The sequence below is a fragment of the Pseudomonas arcuscaelestis genome, from assembly GCF_016881005.1.
GTDB lineage: Bacteria > Pseudomonadota > Gammaproteobacteria > Pseudomonadales > Pseudomonadaceae > Aquipseudomonas > Aquipseudomonas arcuscaelestis.
The window spans coordinates 107428-118786 of sequence record NZ_JACOPV010000004.1; the positions used below are offsets into that span (position 1 = coordinate 107428).

Annotated in this window: 12 protein-coding genes; 8 read left to right on the forward strand and 4 right to left on the reverse strand. The window is 57.9% G+C overall.

Features of this window, described 5'->3' with window-relative positions:
* Positions 1 to 29: 29 nt before the first annotated feature.
* Positions 30 to 797 (reverse strand): transporter substrate-binding domain-containing protein, encoded by a 768-nt coding sequence (locus tag H8F21_RS06840; RefSeq protein WP_203481018.1) that lies wholly within the window; start codon positions 795 to 797, stop codon positions 30 to 32.
* Between the two features lie 239 nt (positions 798 to 1036).
* Here H8F21_RS06840 and H8F21_RS06845 point away from each other — a divergent pair, with 239 nt between their 5' ends.
* On the forward strand, positions 1037 to 1513 hold the full coding sequence (locus tag H8F21_RS06845; protein WP_203481017.1) for a DUF4399 domain-containing protein: 477 nt from the start codon (positions 1037 to 1039) through the stop codon (positions 1511 to 1513).
* A 91-nt stretch (positions 1514 to 1604) separates the two neighbouring features.
* Here H8F21_RS06845 and serA read toward each other — a convergent pair whose 3' ends face one another.
* On the reverse strand, positions 1605 to 2834 hold the full coding sequence (serA, locus tag H8F21_RS06850) for a phosphoglycerate dehydrogenase (RefSeq protein ID WP_203481016.1): 1230 nt from the start codon (positions 2832 to 2834) through the stop codon (positions 1605 to 1607).
* A gap of 172 nt (positions 2835 to 3006) precedes the next feature.
* Here serA and H8F21_RS06855 point away from each other — a divergent pair, with 172 nt between their 5' ends.
* The 4 genes from H8F21_RS06855 (at position 3007) to H8F21_RS06870 (ending at position 7172) form a co-directional block, all read left to right on the forward strand.
* Positions 3007 to 4404, forward strand: coding sequence for an FAD-binding oxidoreductase (locus tag H8F21_RS06855; RefSeq protein ID WP_203481015.1), 1398 nt, complete (start codon positions 3007 to 3009; stop codon positions 4402 to 4404).
* 42 nt (positions 4405 to 4446) lie between these two features.
* Positions 4447 to 5112, forward strand: a complete 666-nt coding sequence (locus H8F21_RS06860; protein ID WP_203481014.1) for a fumarylacetoacetate hydrolase family protein — start codon at positions 4447 to 4449, stop codon at positions 5110 to 5112.
* Positions 5113 to 5259: 147 nt separating this feature from the next.
* On the forward strand, positions 5260 to 6192 hold the full coding sequence (locus tag H8F21_RS06865; RefSeq protein ID WP_203481013.1) for an SdiA-regulated domain-containing protein: 933 nt from the start codon (positions 5260 to 5262) through the stop codon (positions 6190 to 6192).
* Between the two features lie 68 nt (positions 6193 to 6260).
* Positions 6261 to 7172: an SdiA-regulated domain-containing protein gene (locus H8F21_RS06870; protein WP_203584169.1), complete on the forward strand. Its 912-nt coding sequence runs from the start codon at positions 6261 to 6263 to the stop codon at positions 7170 to 7172.
* Positions 7173 to 7191: 19 nt separating this feature from the next.
* Here H8F21_RS06870 and rpiA read toward each other — a convergent pair whose 3' ends face one another.
* Positions 7192 to 7863 carry a ribose-5-phosphate isomerase RpiA gene (rpiA, locus tag H8F21_RS06875; protein ID WP_203481012.1) on the reverse strand — a complete coding sequence of 224 codons (672 nt, stop codon included), beginning with the start codon at positions 7861 to 7863 and terminating at the stop codon, positions 7192 to 7194.
* Positions 7864 to 7999: 136 nt separating this feature from the next.
* Here rpiA and ilvA point away from each other — a divergent pair, with 136 nt between their 5' ends.
* Entirely contained in the window at positions 8000 to 9514 is a 1515-nt protein-coding gene (gene ilvA, locus H8F21_RS06880; RefSeq protein ID WP_203481011.1) for a threonine ammonia-lyase, biosynthetic, read from the forward strand.
* Between the two features lie 38 nt (positions 9515 to 9552).
* On the forward strand, positions 9553 to 9981 hold the full coding sequence (locus H8F21_RS06885) for a DUF2269 domain-containing protein (RefSeq protein WP_203481009.1): 429 nt from the start codon (positions 9553 to 9555) through the stop codon (positions 9979 to 9981).
* Positions 9982 to 10068: 87 nt separating this feature from the next.
* Here the strand turns inward: H8F21_RS06885 and H8F21_RS06890 are convergent, their stop codons facing one another.
* Positions 10069 to 10725 carry a histidinol-phosphatase gene (locus H8F21_RS06890; RefSeq protein ID WP_203481007.1) on the reverse strand — a complete coding sequence of 219 codons (657 nt, stop codon included), beginning with the start codon at positions 10723 to 10725 and terminating at the stop codon, positions 10069 to 10071.
* A 140-nt stretch (positions 10726 to 10865) separates the two neighbouring features.
* Between H8F21_RS06890 and H8F21_RS06895 the strand changes: the two genes are divergently transcribed.
* Positions 10866 to 11345 carry an RNA pyrophosphohydrolase gene (locus tag H8F21_RS06895; protein WP_010222140.1) on the forward strand — a complete coding sequence of 160 codons (480 nt, stop codon included), beginning with the start codon at positions 10866 to 10868 and terminating at the stop codon, positions 11343 to 11345.
* The last annotated feature ends 14 nt before the right edge of the window (positions 11346 to 11359 follow it).

An 11359-nucleotide genomic window follows, 5' to 3' on the forward strand; every position in this document is an offset into this window, starting at 1 on the left:
TCCGGCGGGTTTATCAAGCCCCGCGAAAATCACTTCGGCGGCTTACTTGCGTCCAGGCCAAACCATTTCTGCGACATCGCCGCAAGCCGCCCGTCGGCCTTGATGCGTTGCAGGGCATTGTCCACGGCGCTGTGGAACGCTGGATTGCCTTTCTGAAAAGGAATTGCCAGGCTCAGAATCGGCCCCACAGTTGCGCCTTCGGTAACGGCTTGCTGACTGTCGCGAATGGCATAGGGCACCAACAGGCGGTCGCTGATGACAGCATCGATCTGGTCGTTGGCCACGTCCTTGATTGACTGGGTGGCATCTGGGTAGCTGCGCAGGTCAACGCCCTCGACACCGCGGGCTTGTTCGGCAAACTGACTGCCCTGAGCCACGCCCAGGCTGTGACCCTTAAGCGCTTCAAGGTTGCTTAACGGGCGTTTCTCTTCCTTGCGTACGATCAGTTGCGCGCTGGAATAGCTGTAGGGTTCGCTGAAGTCCAGGCGATCCTTGAGCTCGGGAGTGGCGGCAATCTGGTTCATGGCAATGTCGTATTTGCCGCTCTCTACACCCTGGAGCAAGTCGTCGCGAGTGGTTACTACGAATTCTGCGCGAATATCCAGCTCACCCGCCAGGGCCTGGCCAAGTTCGACTTCAAAGCCCGTCAGCTTGCCGTCATCTTTGAAGTTGAACGGCGGCATGTTGGCTTCAACGGCAATGCGAAGTTCGCCACGGTCGTTCACATCATCGATCAATTCAGCGTGTGCCCAGGGGCTGAACAGGGCGGCAACTAGTATCCCTATGGTTAAACGCATTTAAATCCCTTGAATTCATTGGCAGTGAAAAAATCGCCGGAGCTTTATGATGATGCCACGGTCGAACGCAGCTTAGGACAGCATTGGCGCTTGGATGTTAGGCCCACGGGTAAAAAATTTCTGTGCGAAATTTCGGATATGTCCTGAATCAATTGATCTATGGTTACAAGCCATTGCCTTTTGTTTCACTGGCAAAGGTTATTAAAAGCTACTGAAGAAAAGAATCACAGGAGAAGTGAATGAAAAGCCTAGTATCGCGTGCAGCCGTTGTCGGCCTGATGATGGGAGTGTCGGCGTTCGCCGCTGCAGCCGAAGGCCTGAAGAGCCAGGAGCCGCCCAAAGACGCCAAGGTCTACATCGTTTCCCCGGCTGATGGCGCAACCGTCGACAAAACCTTTACCGTCAAATTCGGCATCGAGGGTATGGCGCTCAAGCCTGCGGGTGATCAGACCCCGCATAGCGGTCATCACCACTTGCTGGTAGATGTGGATAAGGAGCCTGCTGCAGATCAGGTTTTGCCAACCAGCCTGCTGCCGGAAAACAAGGGCGCATTGCCTGCCGGTCCGCAAGTGCTGCACTTTGGCAAGGCTCAAACCGAAGTTGAACTGACCCTGACGCCAGGCAAACACACCTTGCAACTGGTACTGGGCGACAAGTTCCATGTGCCATTCAAGCCAAGCGTCGAATCGAAGAAAATCACCGTTACTGTCAAGTAAGGGCTTAAACCATCGCGGGGCAAGCTCGCTCCCACAGGTTAGTTAAATCCTGTGGGAGCGGGCTTGCCCCGCGATGTCACGCTAGAGGAACTTAGAACAGTACGCGGGAACGGATAGTGCCCTTGACGTGTTGCAGTTTCTCTTGCGCCAGGTCTGAGTACTCGGCGTCAACGTCGATTACCACGTAACCGACTTTCTCATTGGTCTGCAGGAACTGACCAGAGATGTTGATCCCGTTTTCGGCAAAGACTTTGTTGATCTCGCTGAGCACGCCAGGAATGTTTTCGTGGATGTGCAGCAAGCGGTGCTTGCCCGGGTGCGCTGGCAGGGCAACTTCAGGGAAGTTGACCGACGATACGGACGTACCGTTGTCGCTGTACTTGACCAGTTTTTCAGCAACTTCCAGACCGATGTTGGCCTGCGCTTCGGCGGTGGAACCACCGATGTGCGGGGTCAGGATCACGTTGTCCAGGCCACGCAGCGGGCTTTCGAACTGTTCGTCGTTGGAGCGAGGCTCTACCGGGAACACGTCGATAGCCGCGCCGATCAGGTGCTTGTCCTTGATCGCGGCGGCCAGGTGATCCAGCTCCACCACAGTGCCGCGAGCGGCGTTGATCAGGATCGAGCCCTTCTTCATTGCGCGAATTTCTTTCTCGCCGATCATCCATTGGGTGGACGGTAGCTCAGGCACGTGCAGCGAAACGATGTCGGCCATTCCCAACAGTTCGTTCAGGCTGGTGACCTGGGTGGCGTTGCCCAGTGGCAGCTTGGTCAGCGGATCGTAGAAGAACACCTGCATGCCCAGGCTTTCAGCCAGGACCGACAGTTGAGTACCGATCGAGCCGTAGCCGACGATGCCCAGTTTCTTGCCGCGAATCTCGAAGGAGTTGGCCGCGCTCTTGATCCAGCCACCACGATGGCAGGAAGCGTTTTTCTCCGGGATGCCGCGCAGCAGCAGGATCGCTTCGGCCAGCACCAGTTCGGCAACCGAACGGGTGTTGGAGTACGGCGCATTGAACACGGCAATACCGCGCTCGCGGGCCGCGTCCAGGTTGACCTGGTTGGTACCGATGCAGAAACAGCCGACAGCGACCAGTTTCTTGGCGCAGTCGAAAACCTCTTCAGTCAGTTGGGTGCGCGAGCGGATGCCGATGAAGTGGGCATCAGCGATCTTTTCTTTCAGTTCGGCGTCGGGCAGAGAACCGGTGAGGTACTCGATGTTGGTATACCCGGCGGCCTTGAGGACGTCCACGGCGGATTGGTGGACGCCTTCGAGTAGAAGGAACTTGATCTTGCTCTTATCGAGAGAAGTCTTGCTCATCTGCGTAAACCTGTGTCCCGGAGAAAAATGGCAGGGAAGTGAAGCTCTCGCAGCATCGGCCTAAAGCACGATCAGCGGGGGCGTATGCTAGCATGAGTACCCCCTTATACGCCCAGCCCCTGGCACGTGAAGTGTGCTCAGGGTGACTATGAATTGTTCGAGAGTTCTGTCGATGACCGATTCTGCATTGCTTGATGAGCTGGTGACCCTGGTAGAGCCTGGCAAGGTGCTGACCGATGCCGCTTCCCTCGAAACTTACGGTAAGGATTGGACCAAGCATTTTGCCCCGGCACCGCGGGCAATCGTGTTCCCCAAGAGTATCGAACAGGTTCAGGCCATTGTCCGCTGGGCCAATCAGCACAAGGTCGCGCTGGTGCCTTCGGGTGGGCGTACGGGACTCTCGGCGGCAGCGGTGGCAGCCAACGGCGAAGTGGTCGTGTCTTTCGACTATATGAATCAGATCCTGGCTTTCGATGAGTTCGACCGCACGGTGGTCTGCCAGCCGGGGGTGATTACCGAGCAGTTGCAGAACTTCGCCGAGGACAAGGGTTTGTACTATCCGGTGGACTTCGCCTCCGCAGGTTCCAGCCAGATTGGCGGCAATATCGGCACCAATGCCGGCGGAATCAAAGTGATTCGCTACGGCATGACCCGTAATTGGGTTGCTGGCCTGAAGGTAGTAACCGGTGCCGGTGACGTGCTGGAGCTAAACAAAGACCTGATCAAGAACGCTACTGGCTACGACCTGCGCCAGTTGTTCATCGGTGCCGAAGGAACACTGGGCCTGGTGGTTGAGGCGACGATGCGTCTGGATCGCGCTCCGAACAACCTGACGGCCATGGTGCTGGGTACCCCGGACTTCGATTCGATCATGCCGGTGCTGCATGCCTTCCGTGACAAGCTCGACCTGACTGCTTTCGAGTTCTTTTCCGACAAGGCGCTGGCCAAGATCATGGGTCGCGGCGATGTTCCCGCGCCGTTCGACACACCCTGTCCGTTCTACGCACTGTTGGAGTTTGAAGCCAGCACTGAAGAGGTCGCCAACGCTGCCTTGGCCACCTTCGAGCACTGCGTGGAGCAGGGCTGGGTGCTGGATGGGGTGATGAGCCAGAGCGAGCAGCAGTTGCAGAACCTCTGGAAGTTGCGCGAGTACATATCCGAAACCATCTCGCACTGGACACCTTACAAGAACGACATCTCGGTTACTGTATCGAAAGTGCCAGCGTTTCTACGGGATATCGACGCGATCGTCGAAGAAAACTACCCAGACTTTGAAGTGGTCTGGTATGGCCACATCGGCGACGGCAACCTGCACCTGAACATTCTCAAACCCGATACCTTGAGCAAGGACGAGTTCTTTGCCAAGTGCGCTACGGTGAACAAATGGGTGTTTGAGATCGTCCAGCGGTATAACGGTTCGATCTCCGCCGAGCATGGTGTCGGCATGACCAAGCGTGACTACCTCACCTACAGCCGTTCCCCGGTGGAAATCCAATACATGAAAGCGGTGAAGGCGGTGTTCGATCCCAACGGGATCATGAACCCGGGCAAAATCTTCGCTGTCGAGTAAGTCAAAGGCAATAAGAGCTTCCAATAGCGCCAGGAGTCGGTAATGAGCTATCAGCACCAGTATGTAGACGGCACGCGTATTCACTTTCCCCTGGGCAAGGTGGTATGCATCGGGCGCAACTATGCCGAGCACGCCAAAGAGCTGGACAACCCTATCCCCACTGAGCCGCTGCTGTTTATCAAGCCAGGCAGCTGTGTGGTGCCGCTGGATGGCGGTTTCAAAATCCCGACTGAGCGTGGCTCGGTGCATTACGAAGCAGAAATCGCGGTGTTGTTGGGCAAGTCGTTGTCTACCGACCCCAGCGTGGAAGAAGTACTCGACGCCATTTCCGGTTTCGCCCCGGCACTCGATTTGACCCTTCGCGACCTACAGGCCGAACTCAAAGCCAAGGGTCTGCCGTGGGAGCGCGCAAAGTGTTTTGACGGTGCTTGTGTGCTGCCGCCCTTTGTTTCCGGGAGTACCTTCGAAAATCTTGCTGACATCGGTATTCGCCTGACCATCAATGGTGAGGTGCGTCAGGATGGGAACAGCGCCCTGATGCTTAACCCGATCGTGCCTATGATCCAGCACATGGCCTCGCAATTCAGCCTGCAGGCAGGAGATGTAATCCTGACTGGTACGCCAGTTGGCGTAGGCCCGCTCAATCCGGGCGACGAACTGATTCTGGAACTGCCGGGCGCAAGCCGCTTCGAAAGCCGAGTGTTGTAGTCCTTTGCGGCAGCCAGCCACGCTGGCTGCCCGCGCTTTGTCAGCTTTTGGCGTTTTTTTCACAATCAATCCGGATAATGCTTGCCGGTCTGGCTCTACGAAGTGCCAGTAATGTGATATTAACTGGCAAAAAAGAGCATAGATCCCATGGCCACTCCCCTTCCTTCCGGTAAATCGGTGCCGTCTGCACGAAAGCGCGGGCTCGCCTTGCGTTGGTCGACCTGGTTGGCTGCGGCAGCCATCATTGGCTATGGCGTGGCAATTGCCATGCACTGGGATGATCGCGGGTTGCTGTGGTTGCAGGAGGGTTTCGAGAGCCCTGTTGAGCAAAAAGCCAGCATCTGGCTGCCGGACTACAAAGTCGACATCGATGCCAAGGTATTGCCTGGCATGGAAGATGATGAAGCTTCCGATCTGACCTACAACCCGATCAGCAAGACTCTGTTCGCGGTGATGGGCAAGAACCCCTTCCTGGTGGAACTGACCCTCGAAGGTGATGTGCTGCGCAAAATACCGTTGGTTGGCTGGAGCAATCCCGAAGGTGTTGCTGCACTCGAGGGTGGGCGCTTGGCGATTGTCGACGAACGTGATCACAAAATGACCATCGTTACCCTGAACGCCGATACCCGTTCGTTGAATGTTGCTGATTTCCCACAATACGACCTCGGGCCGTCGGAAAACCAGAACAAGGCTTTCGAGGCAGTAGCCTGGGACCCGCGCCAGCAGCGCATCGTGCTTGGTGAAGAGCGTCCACCTGCCTTGTTTACCTGGAACAGCGACGGACACAGCCCGTTGACGGGGGATAAACAGCCGCTGCCAAACGACGAACTGGACCTGCGCAACCTTTCGGCCCTGGGTATTGATCCGCGTACAGGGCACATGCTGGTGCTGTCTGCCGACTCCAATATGCTGCTGGAGTTGAACGAGGTGGGTGAGCAAGTCAGCTTCATGACCCTGCTGGGCGGTTTCAATGGCCTGAACAAGCGTATTCCACGCGCTGAAGGCGTGGCCATGGACGATCAGGGCACCCTGTACATCGTCAGCGAGCCGGACTTGTTCTATCGTTTCAAGAAGCCCTGATCAGGATTTAAGCTTGGCTTCAGTTGCATGTGGTTAGATTCAGGCAGTCACCTACTGAGTCCCCCTGAATGCGCCGTTACATCCGCCTGCCTCTGATTTTCCTGGTTGCCAGCCTGCTGGCTTTGCTCGTGCTTGCGCTTGCGGGTCAACAGTACCGCTTGTTCGAGCGGGGCTGGTTCAACCTCAAGGCCTGGTGGCAGCCATTCGAGCAGAGTATTGGCCTGGACCAGTACCGCGTGATCATCGAAGCACAGACCGTAGAAGGTCTGGATGACGACATTTCCGCACTGACCTTCGATCCCGACCGCAAAAGCCTGTTTACCGTAACCAACAAGCGGTCAGAGCTGATCGAGCTGTCGCTGGACGGACGTATTCTGCGCCGTGTGCCGTTGACCGGCTTTGGTGATCCCGAAGCGGTGGAGTATGTCGGGCCGGGCAGTTACGTGATCACGGACGAGCGTGAGCAGCGCCTGATTCGCGTCCACCTGAGTGACAACACTCTGTTTCTGGATGCCAAGGATGCCGAGCAACTCACCCTGGGTATCGGCCTGAACGGTAATAAAGGATTCGAGGGGCTGGCCTACGACTCGGCGGGCAAGCGTCTGTTCGTTGCCAAGGAGCGCGACCCGATGCTGATTTACGAGGTGCACGGGTTCCCCCATGACAATCCGGAGCAACCTTACGCCGTGCATGTAGTGCAGGACCAGAAACGCGACTCGCGGCTGTTTGTACGCGACCTGTCGAGCCTGCAGTTCGATGAGCGCAGCGGGCATTTGCTGGCGCTGTCGGATGAGTCGCAGCTGGTGCTGGAGCTCGATGTGAAGGGTAAGCCCCTGAGCACAATGTCGCTGCGCAAGGGCTTCCAGGGCTTGAAGCGCAGCGTGCCGCAAGCCGAAGGGATCGCCATGGACGATGCCGGGACCATCTACTTGGTCAGCGAGCCGAACCTGTTTTACGTGTTCAAGAAGCCGACCGAGTAACGAGTCTTTGAGCTGACCTTCAGGCCTTGAGGGTCTTGACGCCTTCAGAGGTGCCGAGCAACAACAGGTCGGCTGGACGGGCAGCGAACAAGCCGTTGGTGACCACGCCGACAATGGCATTGATCTGGCTTTCCAGCTCTACCGGATTGGTGATCTGCATGTTGAAGACGTCGAGAATGATGTTGCCGTTATCGGTGATGACACCTTCACGGTACACCGGGTCGCCGCCCAGCTTGACCAGTTGGCGCGCCACATGGCTGCGAGCCATTGGGATGACCTCGACTGGCAGCGGAAAAGCGCCTAGGACCGGTACCAGCTTGCTGGCATCGGCGATGCAGATGAAGGTCTTGGCCACTGCCGCGACGATTTTCTCGCGGGTCAGGGCCGCGCCACCGCCCTTGATCAGGTTCAGGTGCTCGTCGCTCTCGTCGGCGCCGTCAACATAGAACTCCAGGTCGCTGACAGTGTTCAGCTCGTAGACCGGAATGCCATGACCCTTCAGGCGCGCGGCGGTAGCTTCAGAACTGGCAACTGCGCCATCGAAGGCGGTCTTGTGTTTGGCCAGGGCGTCGATGAAGCAATTGGCGGTCGAGCCAGTGCCGACACCGACGACGCTCTTGTCGTCAAGCTTGGGCAAAATGAAATCGACAGCGGCCTGGGCAACAGCCTGTTTGAGTTGATCCTGGGTCATGCGGGCTCCGAAGCGGGGAGGAGTATCGTGAAGGCGCGTAGTATAGCGGCTAAAACCCCAGACTTGCTGTGGTCGCCCGACAGGGCGCTGGGGTAGACTCGCAAACCCCGCCCAACCGCCCAGTGATGCTTTCCCGATGCTCGAACAGTACGTCAAGAAGATCCTCACCTCGCGCGTTTACGACGTAGCCGTCGAAACCCCATTGCAGACCGCCGGCCAACTGAGCAAGCGTCTGGGCAACAACATATTGCTCAAACGCGAAGACTTGCAGCCAGTGTTCTCGTTCAAGATTCGGGGTGCCTACAACAAGCTGGCGCAGCTTTCTCCTGAAGAGCTGGCCCGTGGTGTGGTCACCGCCTCGGCTGGCAATCACGCCCAGGGTGTAGCCCTGGCGGCACGGGAGCTGGGGATCAAGGCGACCATCGTCATGCCCAAGACTACTCCTGAAATCAAGATCGAAGGCGTCCGTTCGCGTGGAGGCAAGGTAGTGCTGCATGGCGACTCGTTCCCTGAGGCGCTGGCCTACTCGCTCAAGCTGGTGGATGAGAAGGGCTTTGTCTATATCCATCCCTACGACGACCCGCACACCATTGCCGGCCAGGGTACGGTGGCCATGGAGATCCTGCGCCAGCACCCAGGCCAATTGGATGCGATCTTCGTTCCGGTCGGTGGTGGTGGCTTGATTGCCGGTATCGCTGCCTACGTGAAATACCTGCGTCCTGAAATCAAAGTCATCGGTGTCGAGCCAGACGACTCCAACTGCCTGCAAGCCGCCATGGCAGCGGGCGAGCGCGTAATTCTGCCGCAGGTCGGGCTGTTCGCCGACGGCGTGGCGGTGGCCCAGATCGGTCAGCACACCTTCGACATCTGCAAATCCTATGTCGATGAGGTGGTGACTGTCAGCACAGACGAAATCTGTGCGGCCATCAAGGATATCTACGACGATACCCGCTCGATCACCGAGCCTGCCGGGGCTTTGGGTGTGGCCGGGATCAAGAAATACGTCGAACTAAACGGCAGCAGTGGCCAGACCCTGGTGGCAATCGACTCCGGCGCCAACGTCAACTTCGATCGCTTGCGCCATGTTGCCGAGCGTGCCGAGTTGGGAGAAGGGCGCGAAGCAATTATTGCGGTGACCATCCCCGAGCAGCCGGGCAGTTTCAAGGCGTTCTGCGAGGCCATCGGCAAGCGTCAGATCACCGAATTCAACTATCGCTACCATGCCGATGGCGAGGCGCACATCTTTGTCGGCGTGCAGACCCATCCAGACACCGACCCGCGCAGCGCCCTGATCCAGAGTCTGACCGAGCAAGGCTTCCCGGTACTCGACCTGACCGACAACGAACTGGCCAAGCTGCATATCCGACATATGGTCGGTGGCCATGCGGCGCGGGTCAGTGATGAACTGGTACTGCGTTTCGAGTTCCCCGAGCGCCCAGGTGCCTTGTTCAACTTCCTTAACAAGCTGGGCGGGCGCTGGAATATTTCCATGTTCCATTACCGCAACCATGGCGCGGCCGATGGTCGCGTGGTCGCCGGCCTGCAAGTTCCGGATGATGAGCGCCACCTGGTCCCAGCCGCCCTGGCCAAGATCGGTTACCCGTATTGGGACGAAACTGATAACCCTGCATACCGGCTGTTCCTGGGCTGAGCGGCTACGCTCAGAACAGCCCACAAGGAAGCAATGACATGGAATACCTGACGACTCTCAAGGCCCTGCACGTCGCGGCCACCGTGCTGCTGCTGGGCAGTGCCCTTGGCTTGGCGATATGGACGTGGCTTGCGCGCCGCAAAGGCGACGCGGCAGCCGCGAGCCGGCTGATGCAGCGTCCGCTGGTGTTTGTCTGGCTGTTGATGGGCATCTGCCTGGTGAGCTTGCCGTTCACTGGCTGGTGGCTGATACACCTGATCGGTTGGCCATTGGGCCAGACCTGGGTACTGGGCTCCAGCGTGATCTATACCTTCGGTGCCTTCAGCTGGTTCTGGCTGCTGGCCAGGGTCAATCGCCTGCGCACCGCGCCGACTGCGGGTAACCCGAAATTTACCCTGGCGTTGGCAGTGTTCAGCTGTGTTTGCTTCATCGCCATCGCCGGCCTGATGGGCGCCAAGCCGGTCTGATCAAGTAACCCTGTGGGAGCGGGCTTGCACTGCGAAGAGGCCTTTGTGGCCTGAAAGTCGCGGGGCAAGCCCGTTCCTGCAATGCGATCAATCGCGCAGGCTGATCACTGGCCATCCGCGTTTTTCGGCTTCTGCGCGCAGATTAGGGTCTGGATCGACGGCGACTGGGTTGGCGACCTGCTCCAGTAGCGGCAGATCGTTCATCGAGTCGCTGTAGAAGTAACTGCCCTCAAGGTTCAGGTCATTTTCCTCGAGCCAGCGATTGAGCCGGGTAACCTTGCCTTCACGGAAGCACGGCACGTCGGTGCTGCGGCCGGTGTAGCGACCATCAGCCATCTCGCATTCGGTAGCCAGCAGGGTTTCCACGTCCAGGCGTTTGGCAATCGGCCCGGTAATAAAACGGTTGGTGGCAGTGATGATGACCAGTTTGTCGCCTGCATCGCGATGCTTTTTCAGCAGGGCCAGGGCTTTGGGCTGGACGATCGGCTCGACGCAGTCGCGCATGAAGTCGCGATGCCATTCGTCGAGTTGGGCCATTTCGGTATTGGCCAGAATCTCCAGGGTAAATTCCAGGTAGGCATTGAGGTCCAGCTTGCCGGCCAGGTAGTCCTGGTAGAACTCGTCGTTACGGTTCTTGTAGGCCACCGGGTCGAGAATGCCGCGCTCGCACAGATAGTCGCCCCAGGCGTGGTCGCTGTCGCCGCCAAGTAGGGTGTTGTCCAGATCGAATAAAGCCAGGCGCATTTAAGTCACTCGCATAACATCTGAAAAGTCCCACAGAATACGGACTTTTCACATCGGTGCACATAAGGTAAACAGGCGCGTTGCTGGCCTTGTGACCTTTGTGGAACAATGCGGTGACATGCGTTTACGAGGTTGCTGCCGTGATCGACCCCGATGGTTTTCGCCCCAATGTCGGGATCATTCTGACGAATGATCTTGGGCAGGTGCTATGGGCTCGGCGGATCAACCAGGATGCCTGGCAGTTTCCCCAGGGTGGAATCAACCCTGAAGAGACGCCGGAAGATGCCTTGTACCGCGAGCTGAACGAAGAAGTAGGGCTTGAGCGAGATGATGTTGAAATTCTTGCCTGCACCCGCGGCTGGTTGCGTTATCGTTTACCCCAACGCCTGGTCCGCACGCACAGCCAACCGCTGTGTATCGGCCAGAAGCAGAAATGGTTTCTCCTGCGCCTGGTCTCCAATGAGCAGCGGGTGCGGATGGACCTGACCGGGAAGCCGGAGTTCGATGGCTGGCGCTGGGTCAGCTATTGGTATCCGCTTGGCCAGGTGGTGACATTCAAGCGCGAGGTTTACCGCCGCGCTCTCAAAGAGCTTGCCCCGCGCCTGTTGGCGCGCGACTGACGACGGAGTTCGAC